The 24671-nt window shown below is 67.9% G+C and carries 24 protein-coding genes and 1 tRNA gene; 17 read left to right on the top strand and 8 right to left on the bottom strand.

Annotated features, from left to right (window positions below):
• Positions 1-39: 39 nt before the first annotated feature.
• The 4 genes from PV396_RS30130 to PV396_RS30115 form a co-directional block, all read right to left on the bottom strand.
• Positions 40-870 (bottom strand): MBL fold metallo-hydrolase, encoded by an 831-nt coding sequence (locus PV396_RS30130; protein WP_319210041.1) that lies wholly within the window; start codon positions 868-870, stop codon positions 40-42.
• Positions 867-1742, bottom strand: coding sequence for an NUDIX hydrolase (locus PV396_RS30125; protein ID WP_319210039.1), 876 nt, complete (start codon positions 1740-1742; stop codon positions 867-869). Before PV396_RS30125 ends, PV396_RS30130 begins: the two co-directional genes overlap by 4 nt.
• Positions 1743-1947: 205 nt before the next feature.
• Entirely contained in the window at positions 1948-2415 is a 468-nt protein-coding gene (locus PV396_RS30120) for a RidA family protein (protein ID WP_319210037.1), read from the bottom strand.
• Positions 2412-2570 (bottom strand): DUF4177 domain-containing protein, encoded by a 159-nt coding sequence (locus tag PV396_RS30115; RefSeq protein WP_003967454.1) that lies wholly within the window; start codon positions 2568-2570, stop codon positions 2412-2414. Before PV396_RS30115 ends, PV396_RS30120 begins: the two co-directional genes overlap by 4 nt.
• A 95-nt stretch (positions 2571-2665) precedes the next feature.
• Between PV396_RS30115 and PV396_RS30110 the strand changes: the two genes are divergently transcribed.
• Both PV396_RS30110 and PV396_RS30105 read left to right on the top strand, forming a co-directional pair.
• The gene (locus PV396_RS30110) at positions 2666-3643 is read left to right on the top strand and encodes an ArsA-related P-loop ATPase (RefSeq protein ID WP_319210036.1); all 978 of its coding nucleotides are present in this window, start codon (positions 2666-2668) and stop codon (positions 3641-3643) included.
• Entirely contained in the window at positions 3640-5064 is a 1425-nt protein-coding gene (locus PV396_RS30105) for an ArsA family ATPase (protein ID WP_319210035.1), read from the top strand. The genes PV396_RS30110 and PV396_RS30105 overlap by 4 nt, the downstream gene beginning before the upstream one ends.
• A gap of 11 nt (positions 5065-5075) precedes the next feature.
• Here the strand turns inward: PV396_RS30105 and wblA are convergent, their stop codons facing one another.
• The gene (wblA, locus tag PV396_RS30100) at positions 5076-5414 is read right to left on the bottom strand and encodes a transcriptional regulator WblA (protein ID WP_053745774.1); all 339 of its coding nucleotides are present in this window, start codon (positions 5412-5414) and stop codon (positions 5076-5078) included.
• A gap of 419 nt (positions 5415-5833) precedes the next feature.
• On the opposite strand from wblA, the gene PV396_RS30095 reads away from it, so the two are divergent.
• From PV396_RS30095 to PV396_RS30075, 5 genes are all read left to right on the top strand, one after another.
• Positions 5834-8137 (top strand): transglycosylase domain-containing protein, encoded by a 2304-nt coding sequence (locus PV396_RS30095; RefSeq protein ID WP_319210032.1) that lies wholly within the window; start codon positions 5834-5836, stop codon positions 8135-8137.
• Between the two features lie 210 nt (positions 8138-8347).
• Positions 8348-8848, top strand: coding sequence for a hypothetical protein (locus tag PV396_RS30090; protein WP_319210030.1), 501 nt, complete (start codon positions 8348-8350; stop codon positions 8846-8848).
• 172 nt (positions 8849-9020) lie between these two features.
• The gene (locus PV396_RS30085; protein WP_319210028.1) at positions 9021-9413 is read left to right on the top strand and encodes a helix-turn-helix transcriptional regulator; all 393 of its coding nucleotides are present in this window, start codon (positions 9021-9023) and stop codon (positions 9411-9413) included.
• 103 nt (positions 9414-9516) lie between these two features.
• Complete coding sequence (locus PV396_RS30080; RefSeq protein WP_319210026.1) at positions 9517-13428, top strand: GDSL-type esterase/lipase family protein; 3912 nt, start codon at positions 9517-9519, stop codon at positions 13426-13428.
• Positions 13429-13513: 85 nt separating this feature from the next.
• The gene (locus PV396_RS30075) at positions 13514-13996 is read left to right on the top strand and encodes a hypothetical protein (RefSeq protein ID WP_319210024.1); all 483 of its coding nucleotides are present in this window, start codon (positions 13514-13516) and stop codon (positions 13994-13996) included.
• 59 nt (positions 13997-14055) lie between these two features.
• Here the strand turns inward: PV396_RS30075 and PV396_RS30070 are convergent, their stop codons facing one another.
• On the bottom strand, positions 14056-14520 hold the full coding sequence (locus PV396_RS30070; RefSeq protein ID WP_189148116.1) for a GatB/YqeY domain-containing protein: 465 nt from the start codon (positions 14518-14520) through the stop codon (positions 14056-14058).
• A 78-nt stretch (positions 14521-14598) separates the two neighbouring features.
• On the opposite strand from PV396_RS30070, the gene PV396_RS30065 reads away from it, so the two are divergent.
• From PV396_RS30065 to PV396_RS30045, 5 genes are all read left to right on the top strand, one after another.
• Complete coding sequence (locus PV396_RS30065) at positions 14599-15522, top strand: metallophosphoesterase (RefSeq protein WP_319210022.1); 924 nt, start codon at positions 14599-14601, stop codon at positions 15520-15522.
• A 189-nt stretch (positions 15523-15711) separates the two neighbouring features.
• Complete coding sequence (locus PV396_RS30060) at positions 15712-16488, top strand: Pr6Pr family membrane protein (RefSeq protein WP_319210020.1); 777 nt, start codon at positions 15712-15714, stop codon at positions 16486-16488.
• Positions 16489-16530: 42 nt separating this feature from the next.
• Positions 16531-16604 (top strand) — tRNA-Pro (locus PV396_RS30055).
• A gap of 937 nt (positions 16605-17541) precedes the next feature.
• Positions 17542-17844, top strand: coding sequence for a hypothetical protein (locus tag PV396_RS30050; RefSeq protein ID WP_319210019.1), 303 nt, complete (start codon positions 17542-17544; stop codon positions 17842-17844).
• A gap of 590 nt (positions 17845-18434) precedes the next feature.
• Complete coding sequence (locus PV396_RS30045) at positions 18435-19457, top strand: ribosome-inactivating family protein (RefSeq protein WP_319210017.1); 1023 nt, start codon at positions 18435-18437, stop codon at positions 19455-19457.
• A 126-nt stretch (positions 19458-19583) separates the two neighbouring features.
• Here PV396_RS30045 and PV396_RS30040 read toward each other — a convergent pair whose 3' ends face one another.
• A complete protein-coding gene (locus tag PV396_RS30040; protein ID WP_319210015.1) occupies positions 19584-20075 on the bottom strand; it encodes an ATP-binding protein in 492 nt (163 codons plus the stop codon).
• A gap of 176 nt (positions 20076-20251) precedes the next feature.
• On the opposite strand from PV396_RS30040, the gene PV396_RS30035 reads away from it, so the two are divergent.
• The 4 genes from PV396_RS30035 (at position 20252) to PV396_RS30020 (ending at position 23177) form a co-directional block, all read left to right on the top strand.
• Positions 20252-21166 (top strand): helix-turn-helix transcriptional regulator, encoded by a 915-nt coding sequence (locus tag PV396_RS30035; protein ID WP_319210327.1) that lies wholly within the window; start codon positions 20252-20254, stop codon positions 21164-21166.
• Positions 21129-21245 carry a DUF397 domain-containing protein gene (locus tag PV396_RS30030; protein WP_319210013.1) on the top strand — a complete coding sequence of 39 codons (117 nt, stop codon included), beginning with the start codon at positions 21129-21131 and terminating at the stop codon, positions 21243-21245. The genes PV396_RS30035 and PV396_RS30030 overlap by 38 nt, the downstream gene beginning before the upstream one ends.
• A 331-nt stretch (positions 21246-21576) precedes the next feature.
• Positions 21577-22524 (top strand): hypothetical protein, encoded by a 948-nt coding sequence (locus tag PV396_RS30025; protein WP_319210011.1) that lies wholly within the window; start codon positions 21577-21579, stop codon positions 22522-22524.
• Positions 22525-22541: 17 nt separating this feature from the next.
• Positions 22542-23177: a DUF433 domain-containing protein gene (locus PV396_RS30020; RefSeq protein ID WP_319210009.1), complete on the top strand. Its 636-nt coding sequence runs from the start codon at positions 22542-22544 to the stop codon at positions 23175-23177.
• A 221-nt stretch (positions 23178-23398) separates the two neighbouring features.
• On the opposite strand, the gene PV396_RS30015 is transcribed toward PV396_RS30020, so the two are convergent.
• Entirely contained in the window at positions 23399-23959 is a 561-nt protein-coding gene (locus PV396_RS30015) for an SMI1/KNR4 family protein (protein ID WP_319210007.1), read from the bottom strand.
• Positions 23960-24147: 188 nt separating this feature from the next.
• On the opposite strand from PV396_RS30015, the gene PV396_RS30010 reads away from it, so the two are divergent.
• Positions 24148-24579 carry a hypothetical protein gene (locus PV396_RS30010; RefSeq protein ID WP_319210006.1) on the top strand — a complete coding sequence of 144 codons (432 nt, stop codon included), beginning with the start codon at positions 24148-24150 and terminating at the stop codon, positions 24577-24579.
• Positions 24580-24671 lie beyond the last annotated feature (92 nt).

Raw genomic sequence — 24671 nt, 5'->3', positions numbered from 1 at the left:
CCCCGACTGGATGAGACCGACCAGTAGATGAGACCGACTCTAGATGAGGCCGTGCTCGCGGAGGTACTCCAGCTGGGCGCGTACGGAGAGTTCGGCGGCGGGCCACAGGGAGCGGTCGACGTCCGCGTACACGTGGGCGACGACCTCCGCGGGGTCCGTGCGGCCGTTCTCGACCGCTGTCTCGACCTGGGCGAGCCGGTGGGCGCGGTGGGCCAGGTAGAACTCGACGGCACCCTGGGCGTCGTCCAGGACGGGCCCGTGGCCCGGCAGGACGATGTGCACGCCGTCGTCCACCGTCAGGGACCTCAGCCGCCTCAGGGAGTCCAGATAGTCCCCCAGGCGACCGTCTGGATGGGCCACCACGGTCGTTCCGCGCCCCAGGACGGTGTCACCCGTCAGGACGGCACGATCGGCCGGGAGATGGAAGCACAGCGAGTCCGCGGTGTGCCCCGGCGTCGGTACGACCCTCAGCTCCAGCCCGCCGACGGACACGACGTCCCCGCTCGCGAGGCCCTCGTCCCCCAGCCGCAGCGCCGGATCGAGCGCCCGCACGCGCGTGCCCGTCAGCTCCGCGAACCGTCCGGCGCCCTCCGCGTGGTCCGGATGACCGTGCGTGAGCAGCGTCAGCGCGATCCGTTTGCCGGCCTTGTGCGCGGTGTCGACGACGTTTCTGAGATGTGCGTCGTCCAGGGGCCCCGGGTCGACGACGACGGCCAGTTCGGAGTCGGGCTCCGAGACGATCCAGGTGTTCGTGCCGTCGAGAGTCATCGCGGAGGCGTTGGGCGCGAGGACATTGACCGCGCGCGGGGTGGCGGGGCCGGAAAGAACCCCGCCGCGCGGCTGGCCGGGAAGAGCGGCGGCTTCGGTCATGCGGGGGCACCCCCGATCCGGATGTGCTTGGTGAACTCGTCGTGCCCTGGCCAGGAGAGCACGATCTCGTCATCCTGCACACTGGCGGTGGCCAGGACGGGCGCCAGGTCGCGCTCCAGGGCCCCGGCGAGGGCCCCGGACACGCTGTCGTACGGTGCCAGCGCTCGCAGGGTCGCGATCGTGGGCGGCATCATCAGCAGCTCGCCCTTGTCGTACGAGGCCGCCGCGCGGGCCGGTTCGATCCACACCGTGCGGTCGGCCTCCGTGGAGGCGTTCCGGGTGCGCTGGCCCTGTGGGAGCGCGGCCACGAAGAACCAGGTGTCGTAGCGGCGCGCTTCGAACTCCGGGGTGATCCAGCGGGCCCACGCCCCGAGGAGGTCCGAGCGGAGCACCAGGCCCCGGCGGTCCAGGAACTCGGCGAAGGACAGTTCCCGGGCGACCAGGGCCGCGCGGTCCGCCTCCCAGTCGTCGCCCGTGGTGTCGCCGACCACGGAATCGGCGGTCGGGCCGGCAAGCAGGACGCCCGCCTCCTCGTACGTCTCCCGTACGGCGGCGCAGACGACCGCCTGCGCGGACGTCTCGTCGGTGTCCAGGCCGAGCCGGGTCGCCCACCACGCGCGCGTGGGGCCCGCCCAGCGGATCAGGTGGTCGTCGTCGCGCGGGTCGACTCCGCCGCCCGGATACGCGTACGCGCCCCCGGCGAAGGCCATGGAGGCGCGTCTGCGCAGCATGTGGACGACCGGGCCGGAGTCGGTGTCCTTGAGGAGCATGACGGTGGCCGCGCGTTTGGGGGTGACCGGGGTGAGGGTGCCTTCGGCGAGCCCGCGGATGAGGTCCGGCCACTCCGGTGGGTACCACTGCCCGTTTGCCATGGGCGGAGGTTATCCGGTGGTGAGTGCATGTTCGAGGGCGCGAGGGTTTTCGCCCCCGCCGCCCCTACCCGTCCCATCCCGTACCTGGGGGGCTGTGCCCCCAGACCCCCCTACGGCCCTGAACGGGCCTTGTCCTCAAACGCCGGACGGGCTGGAAAGCCGGCCGGCGCCTCAAAGGGCGTGCGGGCTGGGGGTGCCGACCGGGCTAGAGATTGGCCAGCTCGACCTGGATCTCGACCTCCACAGGTGCGTCCAGGGGCAGTACCGCCACTCCGACCGCGCTGCGGGCGTGGACGCCCTTGTCGCCCAGTACCTCGCCCAGGAGTTCGCTCGCGCCGTTGATCACCCCGGGCTGGCCCGTGAAGTCGGGGGCCGAGGCCACGAAGCCGACGACCTTCACGACCCTCGCGATCCGGTCCAGGTCACCGGCGACCGACTTGACCGCCGCGAGCGCGTTCAGCGCACACGTGCGTGCCAGTTCCTTGGCCTCCTCGGGGGTGACCTCCGCGCCCACCTTCCCGGTGACCGGGAGTTTCCCGTCCACCATGGGCAGCTGGCCCGAGGTGTACACGTACACCCCGGACCGCACGGCCGGCTGGTACGCGGCCAGCGGAGGCACCACCGCCGGGAGAGTCAGGCCCAGTTCGGCGAGGCGCGCCTCGACCGCGCTCACGCCTTCTCCCGCTTCAGGTACGCCACGAGCTGCTCGGGGTTGTTCGGCCCGGGCACGACCTGGACGAGCTCCCAGCCGTCCTCGCCCCAGGTGTCCAGGATCTGCTTCGTGGCGTGGACGAGCAGAGGCACAGTCGCGTATTCCCACTTGGTCATGGAGGCGACTTTATCCGCTGCCGCCGGGCACCCCGCGCCCACGTTGTCCACAGCCTCCGGCGTAGCTTCCGGCCGGACTGGTTAATCTCGAATACGTGAGCAGGTTCCAGGTCGTCAGCGGTAAGGGCGGGACCGGAAAGACCACGGTCGCCGCAGCGCTCGCGCTCGCCCTCGCAACCGAGGGGAAGCGCACGCTTCTCGTCGAGGTCGAGGGCAGGCAGGGCATCGCGCAGCTCTTCGAGACGGAAGTGCTGCCCTATGAGGAGCGGAAGATCGCCGTCGCTCCCGGGGGCGGGGAGGTGTTCGCCCTCGCCATCGACCCCGAGCAGGCTTTGCTGGACTACCTCCAGATGTTCTACAAACTCGGGAGCGCCGGCCGCGCCCTGAAGAAACTCGGCGCGATCGACTTCGCCACCACCGTCGCCCCCGGCATCAGAGACGTCCTGCTGACCGGAAAGGCGTGCGAGGCGGTCCGGCGGAAGGACAAGAGCGGGCGGTTCGCCTACGACTTCGTCGTGATGGACGCTCCGCCGACCGGCCGCATCACCCGCTTCCTGAACGTCAACGACGAGGTGGCCGGGCTCGCGAAGATCGGCCCGATACACAATCAGGCGCAGGCCGTGATGCGCGTACTGAAGTCGCCGGAGACGGCGGTGCATCTGGTGACGCTCCTGGAGGAGATGCCCGTCCAGGAGACCGCGGACGGCATCGCCGAACTGCGTGCCGCCAAGCTGCCGGTGGGGCGGATCGTCGTCAACATGGTGCGGCCCGAGGTTTTGGACGAGGACGAGCTGGAACTCGTACGGGCGGCACCCCGCGGCGCGCTCGCGCGGTCGCTGTCGGCCGCCGGGCTCGGCGGGGCGCGGCGCGGCGGGCACGCCGAGAAGCTGGTGGACCCGTTGCTGGCGCAGGCCGAGGAGTACGCCGCGCGGTACGCGCTCGAGCACGAACAGCGTTCCGTGCTGGGCGAGTTGGGTCTTCCGACGCACGAACTGCCTTTGTTCGCCGAAGGTATGGACCTGGCAGGTCTCTACGAACTGGCCACCGAGCTGCGGAAGCAGAGGATGTCATGAGCCCGGAACCACACGAGACCGCCTCCCGCCATGGCCTGTCCCCCGCGCGCGTGCTCGAGATCGATCCGCTGATCGACGATCCGCGGACCCGGATCGTGGTGTGCTGCGGGGCCGGCGGGGTCGGCAAGACGACCACCGCGGCGGCGCTCGGACTGCGCGCCGCCGAGCGGGGGCGGAAGGTGGTCGTGCTCACCATCGACCCGGCGCGCAGGCTCGCCCAGTCCATGGGCATCGACTCGCTCGACAACGTGCCGCGGCGGGTCAAGGGCGTCGAGGGCGGCGGCGAACTGCACGCGATGATGCTCGACATGAAGCGTACGTTCGACGAGATCGTCGAGGCGCACGCCGACCGGGAGCGGGCCGCCGCGATCCTCGCGAACCCCTTCTACCAGTCGCTCTCGGCGGGCTTCGCGGGCACGCAGGAGTACATGGCGATGGAGAAGCTGGGGCAGCTGCGGTCGCGCGACGAGTGGGATCTCATCGTCGTCGACACGCCTCCGTCCCGGTCGGCGCTGGACTTCCTGGACGCCCCGAAGCGCCTCGGTTCGTTCCTCGACGGCCGTCTGATCCGGCTGCTGACGGCGCCGGCGAAGCTGGGCGGGCGCGCGGGGATGAAGTTCCTGAATGTCGGGATGTCGATGATGACCGGCACCCTGGGCAAGCTCCTGGGCGGCCAACTCCTCAAGGACGTCCAGACGTTCGTGGCCGCGATGGACACCACCTTCGGTGGTTTCCGTACCCGCGCCGATGCCACCTTCCAGTTGCTCCAGGCACCCGGCACGGCGTTCCTGGTGGTGGCGGCCCCGGAGCGCGACGCACTGCGCGAGGCCGCGTACTTCGTGGAGCGGCTGGCCGCGGAGGACATGCCACTCGCCGGACTGGTGCTCAACCGGGTCCACGGCAGCGGCGCCGCCCAGCTGTCCGCCGAGCGTGCGATCGCCGCCGCGGAAAATCTTGAAGAGCCCCGCATTGTCGATCAGGAGGACGGGAAAGCTGGACTTCGTAACTCTCCCGACACGTACGGCAGTTCAGACCGGCCGAACTCCCCGGCCACAGACGTCGAAGAACACGTCACGCAACACGTCGCAGAACATGTCTCAGATCACGTCGTAGGCTCCCCCACCGCCACCGACGACAACAGTGCGTCGACCGCCGCCCCTGGTGACCCAGGCGCCCCTGCCGACCCCACGGTCCGACAACTCACCGCAGGCCTGCTCCGGCTGCACGCCGACCGTATGCAGCTGCTCTCCCGCGAGCAGCGCACACGTGACCGCTTCACCGCGCTCCACCCGGAGGTGGCCGTGACCGAGGTCGCCGCGCTGCCCGGCGATGTCCATGACCTCGCAGGACTGCGTGACATCGGCGACCGGCTCGCGACCGACCGGCCAGAGCTGCCGGAGCTCGCGGAGGCGAGTGACTGACCCGGGTCGGCTCAGCCCACCGCCAAGTAGTTCTCGTACACCTCTTCCTCGTCGAGAGGCAGGATTCCCGCCCCCCGCTCGTACTCCGTACGCGCTGTCTCGAGCAGCCGACGCCACGAGGTGACAGTGGGACGCCTGCGCAGCAGTGCGCGGCGCTCCCGCTCCGTCATTCCTCCCCACACGCCGAACTCGACGCGGTTGTCGAGCGCGTCAGCCAGGCATTCCGTGCGTACCGGACATCCGGTGCACACCGCCTTGGCCCTGTTCTGCGCTGCTCCTTGAACGAACAGTTCATCCGGATCGGTAGTGCGGCAGGCCGCCTGCGCACTCCAGTCGGTTACCCAGCCCATACCGGCGCCGTCCTCTCCCGAATCGAGGCTCCCCCACGGCGGCAGCGGCATATTCACCGCCGCCAGTTGAGGACGTTACGGAAGGCGGGCACAGCGCAACACCCCCTTCGGGCCCAATCTTGAATGGCCCGAACGGACTATGGGTTATCGGCAGATCACCCGGGGGAGTGAGCGACCGACATGCGCGACCATCCCGGCAGAGCGGGACGATTCAGCCAGGTCACAACGGACACCGCAGGACACACGAGGCTCATCCGGGCACGTACGCCACAAAAAAATCCGAAAAAAGTTGGGCTACATCCGAAACGATTCGGGTCTCACGGACGTATTGATACGTGACCTCACTGCTGTGACAGTTGTGAGCAGCTTAGGCCAAGGCCTATACGTGTGTCCGGCGAATGAGAACGTAGGCTGCCCTCATGCCAAACAAGCGCTCGGGCGGTGGCCTGTCGGCAACACAGCAGGCCGCAAAGTTCCTCGGTGTCAGCGTGCTCGCGGGAGCCGTCGCGGCGGGCATCGCCCTGCCCGCCGCCGGCGCGCTCGGTCTCGCGGCCAAGGGGTCGGTCGAGGGGTTCGACGAGATCCCGGCCAACCTCAAGCGCCCGCCGCTGAGCCAGCGCACCACGATTCTGGACGCCAAGGGCGGCCAGATCGCCACGGTGTACTCGCGTGACCGCACGGTGGTCGACCTCAAGAACATCTCGCCGTACATGCAGAAGGCGATCGTCGCGATCGAGGACTCCCGGTTCTACGAGCACGGCGCGATCGACCTCAAGGGCGTCCTGCGCGCCCTCAACAGAAACGCGCAGAGCGGCGGCGTCGCGGAGGGTGCCTCCACGCTCACGCAGCAGTACGTGAAGAACGTGTTCGTCGAGGAGGCGGGCGACGACCCGACGAAGGTCGCGCAGGCCACCCAGCAGACCGTCGGCCGCAAGGTCCAGGAGCTGAAGTACGCGATCCAGGTCGAGGAGGAGCTGGGCAAGAAGAAGATCCTCGAGAACTACCTGAACATCACGTTCTTCGGCCAGCAGGCCTACGGCGTCGAGGCGGGTTCGCGGCGCTACTTCTCCAAGTCCGCGAAGGACCTCACCCTCCCCCAGGCCGCCCTCCTGGCCGGCATCGTCCAGTCGCCGACCCGGTACGACCCGGTGAACGACCCGGCGGAGGCGATCAAGCGCCGCAACACCGTGCTCCAGCGGATGGCGGAGGTCGGTGACATCTCCCAGCAGGAGGCCGACGCCGGCAAGAAGGCGCCGCTCGGCCTGAAGGTCAGCCAGCCGAAGAACGGCTGCATCGTGGCGGTCAAGGGCGCGGGCTTCTTCTGCGACTACGTCCGTGAGGTCTTCCTGAACGACCCGGTCTTCGGCAAGACCAAGGAGGACCGGGCCAAGATCTGGAACCAGGGCGGCCTGACCATCCGGACGACGCTGGACCCGCAGGCGCAGAAATCGGCCCAGGCATCCATCAAGGAGCACGTCAAGCAGGGCGACGACGTGGCCACCGCCGCCACCATCGTCGAACCCGGCACCGGCAAGATCCTGGCGATGGGCCAGTCACGGCCGTACGGCATCGACAACAAGCAGAACGAGACGAGTATCAACCTGTCCGTCGACCAGCGCATGGGCGGCGGAGCGGGCTATCAGCCCGGCTCGACCTTCAAGCCGATCGTGGCCGCCGCCGCGATCGAGGGCGGCATGCCGGCGACGAAGCAGTACCCCTCGCCGTACGAGATGGACTACCCGAGCCCGATCTCAGCGTGCGACGGCAAGAACTGGGTGAACCAGGAGAACTCGAAGCTCACCAATGAGAACGAGTCCGAGGTCGGCCCGTACGGCATGAAGGAAGCGACCGCGAAGTCGGTCAACACCTACTACGTGGAGCTGATTTCAGACATCGGCATCTGCCCGGTGACGGAGATGGCCGCGAAGATGGGCGTCGAGCGCGCCGACGGCGGCAAGCTGCAGCAAGCTCCGTCGATCGCCCTCGGCACCCAGGAGATGTCGCCGCTGACGATGGCGAACGCCTACGCGACCTTCGCCTCGCGCGGTATGTACTGCACGCCTGTGGCCATCGAGTCGATTGCCCAGCAGGTCGGCGAGAAGACAAAGTCACTCGAAGTCCCGAAGTCGACCTGCTCGCGGGCGATGTCCGAGAGCACCGCCGACACCATCAACACGCTCCTCAAGGGCGTGGTCGAGGACGGTACGGGCACCCAGGCAGGCCTCGGCAGCCGCCCCAGCGCCGGTAAGACCGGCACGACGGACTTCCGTTTCGCGGCCTGGTTCGTGGGCTACACGCCGAACATGGCCGGCGCCGTCTGGGTCGGCGACCCCGCGCACAAGCGCAAGATGACGAACATCACCATTGGCGGGGTCTGGCACGAGAAGGTGTTCGGTGGTGAGGTGCCTGGCCCGATCTGGCGGGACATGATGACCGGCGCTCTGGACGGCAAGCCCGCCCCCGAGTTCAACCTCGTCAACATCCCCGACCCGCCGGCCCCGAAGCCGAGCAAGCCCGCTGACGGCGACAACGGGGACAGCAATGGCAACAACAACGGCGGCGCCACGAACGGCAACAACAACGGCGGCAACAACAACGGCGGGACCGACAACGGCGGCAACACGACGTTCCCGCCCCCGACCTTCACATTCCCTCCCGGCTTCACCCAGGGCAACGACAACGGCGGCAACAACGGGAACGGCGGCAACGGGGGGTTCCCGTAGAGGGGCCGCGCGCCGAGGTGGCGTGAGTAAGTCGTAGTACGTCGACGGGGGCGGCTGACGCCCCGAACGAATTCCGGGCGTAATTACGCCAGTTGCACGCCGCGGGCATTCTCTCGGCGGGGCACCGTGACATAGTTGCGGCGGCCCCGCCAAGCGGGTGCCCATTTGCTTTTCCGGCCTGACTGCAACACTGTTCCGCTTGGAGGAGAAATGAAACTCCGGTCACGTTTCGGCCTCGTACTCGGCATAGTTCTCGGCTTCTTCGCACTCGTCGTCCCGAATTCCGCCTCGGCCGCCGCCCTGGCCTGCGACAACTTCGGCTGCGACGGCCACGACCCGAACATCCAGAGCTGGGAATCCGGACCGGTCACCCCGCACGGCCCCTACGATCTGGGCAACTCGTTCTCCTACGAGCTGCGTTGGGGGAAAACGGATGGCGACCAGTACAGCTGGGGCCGCTTCGAGTACGTCAGTGGTACGGGCGCTGGCGACTGGTCGGTGTACGTCCAGCGCTGCACCAAGAGCCACTCCTCCTGTGACTTGCGGCTGGGCCTGAAGAACGGCGGAGCTTCCGGCTGGACCGCCAAGGTGGCGGATGCGGCGAATCTCTACCAGACACGCACGCCGATGTACTACAACCCGTCGACCCATGAAATGCGCGCCTGCGTGGAGTACAAATCCGGTACTGCGAGCTGCACGCCCTGGTACTGAGTCGGGATCACCGGGTCGCGCTTTGCGGCCGGTAACTGGCGAACCGGGGGTGGGGCGGCGTAATTACGCCGCCCCACCCGTCCGTTTACCACCTTTTGTGGATGTTTATTCATATGTCCACGCCAGCAAGCGCTTCCTAGACTGCGTGAGGCCGTGAACTACGCTGCAGGGGGTGGCGGAATTGACTATTACGCCAGATTTTGACACCAGTGCGCCCGGTATCGAGGCCGACGAACGCAGAATCCTGGACCTGCTGTACGCCGGCCTTAACGACGCGACCATCGCCCGACGTCTGGGGATGGGCCACCGCACCGTGCAGCGCAAGGTACAGCGCCTCATGGAGCGCCTGCATGCCAACGGGCGGGTGGCTCTGGGGGCTCACGCCCAAAAACTGGGCCTGCTGCACTCTGCCGATGCGCCCCAGCCGACCAGACCCAGCAGAAGGACGACTGACCGAACGCCGACGACCCGAACGGCGGCGAACCGAGCGGCAGCGCAAAGAGCGGGCGACCGAAACACGCATTCACGTGAATCCACTTTCCCTGTTCACACCTCCTCGGCGTGATTACGCCAGCCTCGCGGACCGACCTCCGACCCGCCGAAACACATGACACATTGGCCTGCGCCCCACATCCCGGGAAAGCACTTTCCCACTTCTGGAGAGCTGGATGGAACGCAAAGGCAATAAGAGATGGTCCGCTGCGGCCGCCACGGCGATGGCTTTAGCCCTGCTGCCCTCGGGCCCCGCCTGGGCCGCCTCCACCATCGTGGACACCGGCACGACGGCGTCCACGCCGAGCGAGCCGCATAACTCCGAGCGACATCCGGCCCCACCCGATCCGGCGAGTCCGTATCCGCCGAGGGTGGAGCGGCCCGACAGCAAGCTGCCCAAGGGCTGGCGCACCTCGGACGACCGGGCCGTCACGGTGGTGGGCGACTCCCGGGGACTGCACGTACTTGTCGCCGACAGTGCCGAGGCGTACCAGTGGCAGGAGGTCGCCGCGCTGCGGGAGGACGGCTTCGACACCGACGCGTGGGTCGGCAACGTGTGCGTGACCGGCTCGGGCAAGCGGGCCGTCGTGGCGTACGCGCCGAGAGCGTTCACCAACACTCCGGCGCTCTTCGACCGCGGGGCCTTCGCCGCCGTGGTGGACCTGGGCACCCACAAGGTGACCAAGTTGCGCGAGCAGGTCTCGCTCGCCTACTTCAACCCCGGTTGCGGTACGGGCGAGACGGCGGTGCTGACCCAGTCCGCCGACGAGGAGGTCGGCAGGACCCGGCTGCTGCGGCTGAACACCGCCACGGGCAAGGTGAGCGGCATGGTGACCGTGCCGGGCCAGGCGACCTCGGCCGTCCCGGTCGGCAACGCGACGGTCGCGGCCATCGGTAACCGGCTCACCCGCATCGCCGCCGACGGCTCCACCGAACTGATCGGCAGAACGTCCGGGCCGGCCTTCCGTATCCATCCCGACGCCGACGGCGGCGTCGCCTTCCTTGACCGCGACGACACCGAGGTGACCGTCCGCCGCGCCCAGGGCGGCAGGCTGAGCGCACTCGCGCACGGCACCCTCGGCAAGGTCGGGCTGTCCGCCGGTACGGCAGGCCGGCTGTTTCTCACCGGCACGCCCGAGGACGTCGCCCAACTGCCGGACACCATCGACCGGTTGTCAGCCGATGCCGGTACGGAGGTCTCCTCCCACGGCCGTCTGGTCATCGAACGGGCCGTGTCCGAGGGGCTGCGCTCCCATGTGACCAACCCCCTCGCGGCCACCGGCGACAACAGCAGCCTGCCGTACACCGTGAATGCGCGAGTACCGGCGACCGGCGAGAAGTTGGAGTTCACCGTCGCGCCGGACACCGCACCCGCTGCGGAGCGGCCTTCTCCCGCGCTGAGGCCGGGCGCCGCCGCCAGTGCGCGGGCCGCCGACGGCGGCAAGCTGGTCGCCGCCGACTCCTCCACCACAACCTACGACTCCGAGCGCACCTGCTCCATCCCGCGCAACGACCCGAACCAGCAGGCGTTGCAGCCCACTCCCAACCAGGTCGAATGGGCCGTGGACATGGCCGTTCGAGGGAATCTCACCAGCGGCTACATCACCCAGGGCGGCTGGCGTGCCCAAGCCGGACTCGGTTCCTCGGTCTCGCCGTCCACCATGTTCCCCATACCAGAGCTGAAGGGCGCGGCTGCGGGGAAGCGGATCCCGGCTCAGGTCCTGCTGGGCGTCCTGGCGCAGGAATCCAACATGTGGCAGGCCTCGTACCACGCCATGCCCGGGCAGACCGGCAACCCGCTGATCGGAAACTTCTACGGCACCAACATCTATCCCGGCACAACCGGTTACGACCCCGACAAGGTGTGGTCGGTCGACTGGACCAAGGCCGACTGCGGTTACGGCATGGGGCAGCAGACCGACGGGATGAGCACCGCCGCGCGCCAGGTGCCCGGCAAGCCGGCCGCCTTCCCCGAGCCTCAACAGCGGGCGATCGCCCTGGACTACACCGCCAACGTCGCCGTCGCCGCGCAGACGCTGGCCAACAAGTGGAACGAACTGCACACCGCCGGCCAGACCGTCAAGATCAACGATGACGACCCTCAGAACATCGAGAACTGGTTCGCCGCGGTCTGGAACTACAACCTCGGCTTCAACGCCCCGGACTCGACCGGCAAATGGGGCCTGGGCTGGCTGAACAACCCGGCCAATCCCAAGTATCCTGCCGACCGCGACGCCTTCCTCGACAACAACCACTACTCGGACGCCGCCCAGCCGCAGAAGTGGCCCTACCCGGAGAAGGTGATGGGCTGGGCCGCCTACCCCATCGACACCGGCCGCTCCTACAGCGACGCCGGTGCGCAGAACAACGGCAACACCCACGGCTACCAGGCCGCCTGGTGGAACGATCCGGGGTACCGGTCGCTCGCCATCAAGCCGCCGCTGAGCGCCTTCTGTAATTCCACCAACGGTTGTGACGCCGCCAGTCCGCCCGTGTGCACCACCGAGGCCTGCTACACGCAGTACTGGTACGACGGCGACGCGAAGTGGGCCTCGTGCAGCGGCACTTGCGGCTTCGAGACTCTTACGTACAAGACACTGCGTACCGAACTCGGCCGGGGCGACAGCGGAACGCCCGAGTGCGGGATCGGCGGCCTGCCCTCCGGCGCCGCCTCGAGCGCGATCATCGTCGACGACGTTGCCGACAGCGTCGGTACGTTCCGCACCGACTGCACCAAGGCCTACATCAGCAACGGCAGCCTGACCTGGAAGTTCGCCGCCAACAGCGGTACGTACGAGGGCAAGGAGGACCTGCATCAGGTCGGCGGCGGACTCGGCTCGCACTTCTGGTTTGCGCACACGCGTGACGACCAGCACCGCATCGCCCAGATGAAGGTGACCGGCACCTGGACCCTCGGCAGGAGTCTCGACCAGTGGGTGCGCGTCCTCGTACACCTGCCGGACACGGGGGCGGAGAGCCAGCAGGCCCACTACAGGATCAACCTCGGCAACGGCGTCTCCCGCGAGCGCTACCTCAACCAGCGGTCCAAGAGGAACCAGTGGGTGGAGCTGGGCGCGTACCGGTTCAAGGGCACCCCCTCGGTCAGTCTGGACAACGAAAGCGTGGATGGTACGGCGGACAACGACGTCGCCTGGGACGCGATCGCCTTCCAGCCGCTGACGGCCAAGCCCAGGATGGTCGTGGCCATGGGCGACTCGTACGCGTCGGGCGAAGGCGCCGGCTCCTACGCCCCCACGTCGGACGTGGACAACGGCAAGGCCACCTGGAACGCGTGCCGACGCAGTGCCAACTCCTGGGCCCGCAAGACGACAGTGCCAGGCTTCTCCGACACGATCGGCACGTTGAGCGACACCGCGTCGGCGTCGCTCGACTTCCAGGACGTCTCCTGCTCCGGCGCGCACACCTGGCAGCTGCTGCCCGGCACCCCGGTGAACGGCGACGAGGTGGAGACCTGGGGATTCGACGGAAACTTCCACGAAAAGTTCCAGAGCGAGTCAGGCGTACTCAGTGAGGACACCGACCTGGTGGCCCTCACCATCGGCGGCAACGACGCCGGCTTCCCGGCGGTGATGCAGAGCTGTGCCACCACTGGCTGCCCGGCGGAGGACTCCGTCCACGCGGACATCGACGACACCATGCCCGAGATCGAGAAGGTGCTGAGAGAGATCAACAGCGCGGCTCCCAACGCCAAGATCATCCTGCTCGGTTACCCCCGGCTCTTCAACGAGGACGTGACGCTCTGTGTGAGCGGCGTCGGCGGGGCCGGCATGATCCGGGTCAACAACATGGGCGAGTACATGGAGTCCAAGCAGCAGCAACTCGTGGCCTCTCTCAAGTCGGCGGGCCTGCCGGTCAGTTACGAGTCCCCGGACAGCGACTTCGAGGGAAAGCGGGCCTGCGACGACAACGAAGGCATCAACAAGATCGTGACTGGTCAGAACGGCGACGGCGACTTCAGCTGCAAGGTCGGAGGCACCTGGTGCATCAGCCGTGAGAGCTACCATCCGAACAGCGTCGGTACCTCCGCGTACTCCGCGGCCTTCCGCCGCGCGCTCGGCAAGCTCTAGAGGTCCGGATGAGACTCTGGAGATCCCAGACGAATCCAGACCGGCACAACACCGGAGAACTACGACATGACACCTCCGAAACGACATGACACCTGAGCAACGAGGCGCGACCGCACCGTGGGCGAAGGCCCTCGGCGCGGTCCTGCTCGCCCTGACGGTGACGCTCGTTGTCTCCTGGATCGTCGGGGACTTTCGGGAGTCCGCCCGGGAGCACACCGCCTTCGAAAACACACGCGAAGACGCCCGCCGTTTCGCCGACGCCCTCGTCGCCGACAGCGGCACGCTCTCCCGCCAAGACGTCGAGGACATCCTGGAGAGGGCCTCGGGCAACGGGCGGGGCCACGGCCTGCTGTACGAGCTGAATTACACGAAAGGCCGGACGCAGATCATCGTGCGCTTCGCACGCGTCTACCAGCGCTCGGTGTCCCTGATCGGCCCGTCCGAGTCCATGGCCAAGCGCTGCTTCACCGTCGACCTGCCTACCTCGGCGGCCTCACCGAAAAGTGTCCGCATCGTCGCGCACGGTGCGGACGACTCCTGTACGGAGGTAGCGGCGAGGGCCCGCTGAGAGTGGTAGCGGCGACAGGAGCCGCCGCCATGTGTCGTCGAGGGAACCGGACCGGTACCTCAGCCGGCGAGGAGCTTCTTGACCGCGGCGGCGACCCGGCCGCCCTCGGCGAGGCCGGCGACCTTCGGGTTCACGATCTTCATGACCTGACCCATCGCCCGCGGCCCTTCCGCTCCGGCCGCCTTCGCCTCCTCGACGGCCTGGGCGACGATCCGGTTCAACTCGTCGTCGTCGAGCTGCTTCGGCAGGTAGGTGGCGAGGATCTCGCCCTCCGCCTTCTCGCGCTCGGCCTGCTCGGGGCGGTCGCCCTGCGCGAAGGCCTCGGCGGCCTCGCGGCGCTTCTTCGCCTCGCGGGTGATCACCTTGGTGACCTCCTCGTCGGAGAGCTCGCGCTTCTCCTTGCCGGAGACCTCTTCCTGGGTGATGGCGGTCAGGGTCAGCCGGAGCGTCGAGGAGCGGAGCTCGTCGCGCTCCTTGATGGCGGCGTTGAGGTCTTCCCTGAGCTTCGACTTGAGCGTGGTCATGGGACCGATTGTCGCAGGTGCGACAAGTGGATCGCCCGTGGATTTCCACCGCCCGTTCCGGCCTGACACGATGGGAGCATGCGCGCGCGATACGGAGTACCCCTGGGAATCACGGCGGTTGCCGCCGCCGGCCTCGCCTACTCGGCCGGTTTCGAGACCCGTTCCTTCCGCCTCCGCCGGGTGACCGTGCCGGTGCTGCCCGCGGGCATGCGCCCGCTGCGCGTGCTCCAGGTCTCCGACATCCACATGGTCAGCGGCCAGTACAAGAAGCAGCGCTGGCTCCGCTCCCTCGCCGGTCTCCGCCCCGACTTCGTGATCAACACGGGTGACAACCTGTCCGACCCGGAGGGCGTGCCCGAGGTGCTGGACGCGCTCGGCCCGCTGATGGAGTTCCCGGGTGCGTACGTCTTCGGCTCCAACGACTACTACGGCCCCAAGCCCCGTAACCCCGCCCGCTATCTGCTCGAGAAGACCCAGGGCAAACACGGCCTCAACGGCAACCCGCCCGCCGTCGGCGTGGTCCACAACCCGTGGGAGAAGCTGCGCGAGGGCTTCGACTCGGCGGGCTGGCTGAACCTGACGAACACCCGGGGCACGTTGAAGATCGACGGAATGTCACTGGAGCTGACGGGACTGGACGACCCGCACATCAAGCGGGACCGGTACGCGGAGGTGGCCGGCGGCCCCTCGAAGACGGCGGACTTCTCGATGGCCGTCGTCCACGCCCCCTACCTCCGCGTCCTGGACGCGTTCACGGCGGACGCGTACCCGCTGATGCTGGCCGGCCACACGCATGGCGGCCAGCTGTGCATCCCCTTCTACGGCGCCCTCGTCACCAACTGCGACCTCGACACCGACCGCGTGAAGGGCCTGTCGACCCACACGGCGGAGGGCAGGACGTCGTACCTCCACGTTTCGGCGGGCTGCGGCGCGAACCGCTATACGCCGGTACGGTTCGCTTGCCCGCCGGAGGTCACGTTGCTGACGCTTACGGCGCCATAGCGGGGGGCCTCGCCTCTCGCGTGGGGCGTCACGGCGCCCGCAGCGCGGGGCGTCATAGCGGGCGGCGCCATGGCGGCGGGCGGCGTTATGGCCGCGGGCGGCGTCATGGCGGCGGGGGCGTCGCCTCCGGCGTAACCCGCACAGCCCGCCCGGATCGCCCCATTTGCCCGCCCGCCCTAGCGTGAGGGCATGACCGCTCCGATACCCAGGGACATACCGGACCTCCCCGCGCTCCCGGGCGGCCCCACCCTCCTCCCGTCCCCCGTCCCGGCCACGGCGGTGGTGCCCCCGGCACGCCGCCCCCTGACGGCGATCTTCCGCCTCCTCACCGCCGTCGCGGCGGCCACGGCCGTGACCATCGAACTGCTCCTGGGCAGCCCGGCCCAGGTCCTGAGCCAGTTCGCCATCCAGAGCAGCATCCTGCTGACCCTGGTCATGACCATCGCGGCCCGCCGCGCCTGGACGGCCCACCGCCCGCTGCCGGACGCCCTGACAGGCGCCGCACTCCTGTACGTCGTCGTAGCGGCCCTGGTCCACCACCTACTCCTGACCAACCCGGCGAGCCCCTTCGCCACCGCCCCGTCACCGACGGGCTGGCACGTCCTCACCGACCAGCTCCTGCACACGGCGGTCCCCGTCGCGGCCCTCGTGAACTGGCTCCTGCTGACCCCCTCCGGCCAACTCCACCTGCGCCACGCGGCACCCTGGCTCCTGTACCCCCTGGCGTACCTGGGCTTCTCCCTGGCCCGAGGCGAGCTGCTCGTCGCCGGCACGCCGAACCGCTACCTGTACGGCTTCCTCGACGTCGCCCAGGACGGCTACAAGACCATCCTGGGCAACGCCCTGCTCCTCGGGCTCGCCTTCTACGCCCTCGCCGTCCTCCTCGTAACCCTCGACCACATCCGCCCGAACCCCGTCCACCACCGCGCCAAAACCGGATTTCGCCTGGGGCCACCGGTGGGCTAAAGTAAACGACGTCGCCGCGACAAGCAGGACAAGCAGCGACATCGGGGTGTAGCGCAGCTTGGCAGCGCGCTTCGTTCGGGACGAAGAGGTCGTGGGTTCAAATCCCGCCACCCCGACAGCTAAGTAGCAGATCAGAGGGCCCTTACCGGATCGGTACGGGCCCTCTGGCGTTACTGTGTGTCTAACTGCGTGACTACGGCCAGGAACCGGTGTGGTGACGCCGCTACAGCCCCATAGGGCAGTCAACCGGAGACCGTCGCCTCCAGCGCACCTACTCCACAGCGCTCACGCCAGATGCAGGCGTGCCCCCAGCGTGCACGGTCACGCAGCATCCAGCGGGGAACAACGGGGAACCACGGCGAGCAGCGCAAGAACCCGCGGGTCAGCATCTCGCCAGGTCAGCCCGTATCCACATACGCGATCTTCCGAACTGGGGCTGCCGCGTTCAAGCAGCGTGCTTGGTTGCGTCACCGAGACCCAGTCGAACAGCGGCATAAGCGAAGGCCTCAGCCCCTAATTGGAGGGGGTTGAGGCCTCGTTCGTCAGCTCAGGGGATGCGCAGGAGCCGGGCAATTAGCCCGTCCACGACCGTCACGGCCGTTTCGAGGATGGCCCACAGCAACTTTCGCGCTTTGCTCATGTCACTCTCCTTCCGTCCGAGGTGGCGTTCCAACTTCTGGAGTTTCTGCGAGGACCAGAACGATGAACCGAACAACCACTGCGGCCGAAACGAGGACGAGGACAGGCGTCAGAACTCCGGCCCCTGGCGACGCCTCAACTCCGGCGACCGCAGGTAACCGTCCCGAGTCCCTATCATCCTCGTGACCAGGTCAGGAGACTTCTGTGACCGTCGTGCCCGTAGTTCGCATCGAGGGTGTCCCCAAGCCTCTCCACACCACCCGCGCGGGCATGCACATGGCGATGGCGGGAGCACGGGAAGCGCTTGATCTCGGGCCACAGCACTTGGCATGCGAGCGACATTTGGGCGAGTTAGCATGAGATTACGCCCCCGACCAGTTAATTACTGCTCAAGCGGGAAGACGGAGTCACACCATGTACATGATGCGCGAAGTCTACCAAGCTGAACGCGGGAAAGCGCCGGAGATCGTGGCGGCGTTCGAAACCCTCACCAAGGTGTTTGAAGAGGCCGGGTACACGAACCGGCGAATCTACGTCGATTACGCCGGCCCCATGGATACAGTCGTCTGCCAATGGGAATTCGATAGCCTCGACCAGTACTTCACCTTGGAGCGATCGTTTTTCGTGAATCCAGACGAGAACGCGCAGTCACTGATCGACGCGTTCAACAACAACGCGGCATCCGGCTACAAGGAGATCTACGAGGTCATCCAGTAGCGGATCACCTGAGCGACAGAAGGCACCGTCACCCGGCTGACGCCGTGGACTTCTGTGGACAGAGAAGCGCTCAGCGCTACGGCATGGGCCCATGACCTGCAAGAACCCATAAGAGCCAGGGGGCCTCCGGAGCCGTTTGGGTTGCTGAAGCCGTCGCAAATCCCGCCACCCCGACAGTAAAACGCCAGGTCAGGCCCGGTGCTGAGAAATCAGCACCGGGCCTGATTTGTTTTGTTGCCCTGTTTTGGGAGCCATTTGGGAGCCCACTGGGTGTGATCTTCGGACGGCTCCCGGGCGGCATCCCGGGAGTGGCGTTCCGCCTCCCGCAAGGCGGTGTCCGCCTCGCGTCTCGTAAGAGTCACCGCACGGCTTGTGCCGAGAAGACCTGACCGGCGGCTCGCACTCCATCAACCGCATCGGGGGCGGAACCGACCCGTTGGCAGGGCCGACGGAACGCGTCGCCGGACAACCCGCCCCGTCCCGCGGAATTGATTGCGCTGATGAAAGGGGCGTGCCAATCAACGTGCCGGTTGCGAGCGTCTCTCGCAGCGAGGCCGGATCCGGCGCTCCGAACATCTGGAGATCAGCGCATGTCCCACACGAATCTCATGACGCTCCCCGCACGGGAAGCGAACAAGCAGCCGTCGGCCGTACGGACCCGCAAGGTCACCGTCGGCTCGATCGTCACCACCATCGTGCTGTCGATCTTCGCCACCCTGCTCGGTCCACTGGGCGTCCTGCAGAGCGCGAGCGCGGCCGACGGCAATCCGACCTTCCGGGTCGGAACCGACGGGACGTCGGCATACAGGCGCTTCATCGACTCGATCCGCGGCCGTGTCAACGACGGAGGCAGCACCAGCGTGCGCAACGCCCAGGGCTACCGGGTCGACCACACGCCCAGCTCGGTCGACCCCAAATCGACGAACGCGTACATCCGCGTGGACGTCCAGGCGTGGGGCAGCGACGTCTACGTCCGCCTCAACCTGCGCCGCTCGGACCTGTACCTCATCGGCTGGTGGGACAAGTACAACACCTACCACTACCTCGGTACCCGCGACACCGAGGCGACCAAGACCAACAAGAAGGGCAAGCCCTACGAGGCGGAGTCCGCCCGCTGGAACGGCGGCGAGTGGCGCAAGTCCAAGGTTCAGGAGCAGACGAGGTTCGGCGAGAACTACGTCGATCTCGAGCGGATCACCGGTCGGCCGCGCGCCGGCCTGGGGATAGGCCGGGGCACCATCAACTCGGCGGTCTGGAACCTGTACAACGGACACGGCGACGAGCAGATGGCGTGGGGCGTCCTGGTGATGGCCCAGTTCGTCTCCGAGGCGGTACGCCTCCGGCCCATGCGGGACCAGATCGCCACCGTCATGGGCTCCGACGGCACCTTCTACATCCCCCGCGAGTACGCCGAGCTGCAGAACGACTGGGGCAGCTTGAGCTCTCACTTCAACCGCCTTGTCCACGAGGACGAGGTCCAGGGGCGGGTGACCCGGGACCCCCAGCCGTTGGTGGGATACCGGCGGGACATCTTCGGCGACCCCACGCGGCTCATCCTGGAAGCCGCGTACCTGTACGCGACGTACGTCCTGAACACGGCGAAGGGCCGCTGACCCGCGGCAGCCGCCGGCGCAGGACAAGCGATGGCCGCCGACGGACCTGCGTTCCGCCGGCGGCCGCTCGGCCCACAGGGGTATTTTCTCGGCACGCCGTGCTGTGTGCCGTGCGAGTTATCAAGCTCATTCCATGGCTGAGGTCGTGATCGTGATCGGTACTACCGCCCAGACCGTCTTGCCCACGGGCCGACGAGGCACCCAGCCCCAGCGCACAGCCAAGGCGTCCACCAGGAGCAGGCCTCGGCCGGACTCGCCCTCCGGGTACGACGAGGGCGCGGTCATGGGTGGCCGTTTCGTGGAGGCTGCGTCCGTGACCTCGATGCGGATCAGGCCCGCCGCCGCGTCGAGGGTGAGGCGGAGGACGAAGTCGCGGCCCGGGGCTCTGCCGTGCTGTACGGCGTTCGCGGTCAGTTCGCCGACGACGAGTGCGACCGTGCATGACGCGTCCGACGTCGGCGCGTGGCCCCACTCCTCCATGCGCTGGACGGCGAGACGGCGGGCGAGTTGCGCACCTCGCGGTGAGGAGACGAACTGCTCGGCGAGTGAGGGGAGTTCGGGCGATTCGCGCCACTCGTCTCCCGTGGTTGTCGTGGTTGCTGTGGTTCCTTGCAACACGGCTGGTCCGTCCTTGTCTGTCGAGCTGGGGCGTTTCGCGACGTACCCGAGTCGTCACGTTCCGTTCTCAAGAGTCGTCCGGGCGCCCTACGCTCGACAGGTGACAAAGCCTTACTTTTCATCCCGTAAGGAACGGAAGTGACGCTTTGGCCAACGGAATTGACCCCAGCGTGTCCATGGCGGCGCTGTTCGGCTCGCGGGTGCGCAGGCTCCGTATGGCGGCCGGACTGACCCAGCCCGAGCTCGGCGCCAAGGTGCACGTGGTGGGCACGCGGATCACGCAGATCGAGCGGGCGTCCGGAGCGAAACCGACGTTCGCGCTGGCCCGCGCGCTGGACATCGCCCTCGGCGCGGACGATCTGTTGATCGACCTGTGGCCGTACGTGTACCGGGAGGCGTTTCCCAACTGGTCCCGCAAGTTCATGGAGTACTCGGCGCGGGCGGTGGCCATCCGGCAGTATGCGGCTCACGTGGTGCCGGGCCTTTTGCAGACGGAGGATTACGCGCGGGCCGTTCTCAGTCTGGACGCGCTGTTGGACGGTGAAGAGCAGTTGGAGGAACGCGTCGACGCCCGTATGGGACGGCAGGAACGGCTGAGTTCGCCGGACCGACCGGAGTTGTGGGTGATTCTTGACGAGGCGGTACTCAGGCGGCCGGTCGGCGGCCAAGCCGTGATGCGGAAGCAGTTGGCGAGTCTGCTCGACGCCGCAGCGGAGCGTCACATCGCCGTGCAGGTACTTCCGTTCGACCAGGGAGGGCACGAAGCGATGGGCGGTTCGCTGACGATCCTTACCCTGCCGGACGGTTCCGAAGTGGCCTACACGGAGGGTTCCGACTACGGCCAACTCATCGAGGAACCAGCCGATGTCAGTCGCTACAAGGTGATTTACGATCGGCTGCGGGCGGCAGCCCTGCCCCCGGTCATGTCGCTCGACATGATCCGGTCCGCGATGGAGGGCAACTACCGTGGCGCGAATCTCCCGTCCCGATCCGAACGACGTCGCCTGGCGCAGGAGCAGCTACAGCAATCAAGCGGGGGGCGACTGCGTCGAGGTGGCCGACGGGTTGCCGGCCGTCGTCCCCGTCCGTGACAGCAAGGATCCGCAGGGTTCTGTGTTGTGCTTCGGCGTCGTCTCCTGGGTCGCCTTCATAGGTGAGTTGAAGGTCTGACACCACCGTGGGCGGGGCGGCCGGGTTCCGGTCGCCTTCCGGTGTACGGGGTCACCGGGTCCTGGTCCGTCGGGGTCCGGTGGGCTCCTGGCCTCCCTAAAGAACCGGGAGAAAGAACCGCTTCTAAGGGGGGAGGGAAACTACCCGCCCACCCTCCCTCCCCGCCCGCGAGGCGCGCGTCACACGCGTGTCACCCGTCCGAGTGACCGGCTTGCGGGCGCGGGATGCGGGCGGTTACGTTCGCCGCGACAACCGCACACAGAAACGGCCCCCGCCGGGATTGCAGTCCCGGGGCGAGGGCCTGACCAACCAGGAAGCAGCAACCTTCCCGATGGCTGAGCCGCAGTCTAACGCGCGCCTGCGCGCCGACGCCGGAGCTCCCACCTCCGGCGTGATCCACGTACGCACCCGCCTCACGGCCGACTTCACCGTGATCTCCAACGCCCTCGCCCAGCGACGCGGCAGCGCGGTCACCGTCGGCGTCGCCGCGTACATCCAATCCCTGCCCGACAGCGCCCCCGTGAGCATCGCCGCCCTGTGCCAGCACTTCAGCGAGGGCGAGATCCTCATCTCCCGGGCACTCAGGGAACTCGAAGACGCCGGATACCTGGAACGCCGCCGCGAGCGCCTCTCCACCGGACAGATCCGTACACGGACGTACTTCTACGACGTCCCACGCCTTGATCCCGACCCGCACCGGGATCGGGGTCGGGAGCGGGAGCGGGAACCGGACGCGCCGCCGAAGCCGCGATCGTCCCTGACACAGGCCGCCGTCGCTGCGGCTCCACCCGCGCCTGTGCCGGTGGAGGAAACGGTGGCCGTGCCCGTACAGGCCCAAGCCCCGGCCCCGGCCGACTCCGCCGAGGCTGAAGCGCCGGTTTCGGCGGCCGACGCCGACCCGCAAGCGATCGCCGTACTCGCCGGCCTGCGCCGCATCGACCCCCGCCTCGCCCTGACCGAGCAGGAAGCCCACCGCCTCGCCCCCGGCGTCACTCGGTGGCTCGCGGCAGGCATCCGGCCCACACACATCACCGACCACCTCACCGCACGCCTCCCCGACACCTTCCTGACCCGCCCGGCGGGCATCCTCGCCTACCGGCTCAAGGAGACACCCCTCGCCCCGTCCATGTCCCCGCTCGTCGGGAGTGCGGCGTCCTTCGGACGTCCGGCGGTCGCGCTCATGCAGAACTGCGACGGCTGCGACAGGGCGTTCCGCGCGGCGGAACCCGGCCGTTGCCGGGACTGCCGGTCCCGGCATCAACTCCGTGCGGCCGGCTGAGCCAAGAGGAGTGGGGCATGGTCGACAGGTTCCAGGACGGGCTTCTGACTCCCACGGAAACGGCCTCCTACCTTGAGATCCCGCAGTCGACGCTCACGTCGTGGCTGAAGGGCAAGGCCGCCGGAGCACCACTGGTCCACCAGGTCGAGCCGGTACGGAAGGGGCAGCCGTCGGTGCCGTTCATCGCGGTGGCCGAGGCGCACGTCCTTCGTTCTCTGCGCTCTCTGGGGCTCCGCATGAGCGAGATCAGGGAGGCGGCTGCCGCCGTCCGGGACGCCTTCGACACCCCCTACGGCCTCGTGTCCCAGCGGATCGCGACCGACGGCGTGGGCATCTTCGTCGAGCACTGCCGCGACGGCCAAGTCCCCATCCAGGAAGCGGTCTTCGACTGCCTCCGCTACCTCACGTGGGAGCCGGGCGAAGACGTCCCCTCCAGCCTGCGCCTGAGGCAGTATCCGGACTCCGTCCCCGTCGTGATCGACCCGAGGTTCGGCCATGGTCTGCCCGTCGTGGCAGCCAACCGCGTCGCGGTCAACGCCATCACCGACCTGTGGGAGGCCGGGGAGAGTGTCGAGGACATCGCCTACGACTTCGACATGACCCCTGAACAGGTCGACGCGTTGCGCCGGGCAGTGGTGCGTCTTGCCGCCTGAGTTCTTCCTCGACCGCAATCTCGGGCGCGCTTCCGGCGCGACCCGGGACCGGTTGCGGGAACTTGTCGACTGGCTGCAGGAGGAACACGGCCCCGTGACTGAGGACGAACGGGCGGCAGTGCTCGACGAGTTGAAGGATCTCGACACCGAACACGAGCGGCGCCGTCCCTCCGGACAGCACAACACCGGAGAGGCCGACTGACAGCTTCATCCCTCTCACGTCACGCAGGGTCGTACCAAGGCTTCTTCTCGGCCCAATGGTGGACCCAGCCGGCAAAACCCGGCTCAGCGGTGGTGAAGCCGAACTGCGCGCCGAAGGGGACAGCACCGACGTCACTGATCATCCAGACGTTCCCCCTTTGCGGCCCGGTGACGATGAGGTGCCAGTTCATCGCGCAGCCCTCGGTGCCGAGCACGATCGAGCCATGGTTGTAGACCTGCTCGAGGAGCGCGTCCGCATCCTCGGCCGGGTGTGGGTCGTCCTCCCACATCCATGCCTTCGCCAGCGGAAACGGGCTGCTCAGGTTGCGTTCCTGTTCTTCGCCACCCCAGTCGTCCGGCAACTCCGCCACTGACAGCAGGCCGTACTCGGGCGGACCCGAGTACGAACCGTCCGTTATCTCGGCGACAAAGGTCCGATACGGCTCGGGCAGCACGATCCTGTGCTCTGCCTCGAAGGCATGCACCGCCTCCCATCCGAGAGCCGACCCCCCTCCGTCATCGACGTCGAACGCCACGCGAAGTGCTGTCAGCTCAGCGGGATCGGCCTGATCGATGTTCATGCAACACAGATACCACCCAGCACCGACAACCCCTGCCTCCACGGGAGGATTCACCGGCTACTTGAGGTCGATCGTTCGGACCCGGCTGCCCGGTGGTGCGGGCGGACTCGGACGGCACCCGCCACGCCCCGCACCCCCGAGACCACGCACCTTCGTACACTCGTTCCCCATTAGCGAGACGGGCCGCCATGGAACTGGCACCGCCGAGAGTGGGCCGCATCGCCAACAGTTGCTTGGGTGTGGTCCCAGCCGCCGGGAGTGTCCTCTACGCGGTCCAGGCCACTGCGGTGGTCCCTCGGCTGTGGGCCTGTCTGGGTCTGTTCTTCTCGGTGGTCGTCGCTGTCCGGGGATACCGGCTCTCCATCGCCTGTGGAGAAGCGGAGCTGACCGTACGCGGCTACCTGAGAACGCGGACCATCCCCCGCAGCAGCATCACGGCGATCACCGGCTTCCCCGCTGTCCGCTGGACCGATTCGCGTGGGCGCGGGCGCTGGTCGCCCCTGTGGGTCCTCCATCGTGGTTCTCGCGAGACCAGGGGAAGCATCGCGTCCAAGAAGAAGAACCTCGCGGCATTGTGCAACTGGCTGCAGCCGCGCAAGCGGCGGTCGGCTCGTAGGTAGACCGGGCGGGAGTCAGGGCGAGTGCGCCCAGGCGTCCCACGTGAGTGATCCGCTGGCCCAACAGACCCCGGCAGGCCCCGACAGACCCCGAC

The sequence above is a fragment of the Streptomyces sp. ME02-8801-2C genome, assembly GCF_033793965.1.
Taxonomy (GTDB): Bacteria; Actinomycetota; Actinomycetes; order Streptomycetales; family Streptomycetaceae; genus Streptomyces.
This window is presented reverse-complemented; position numbering and strand designations above follow the sequence as displayed.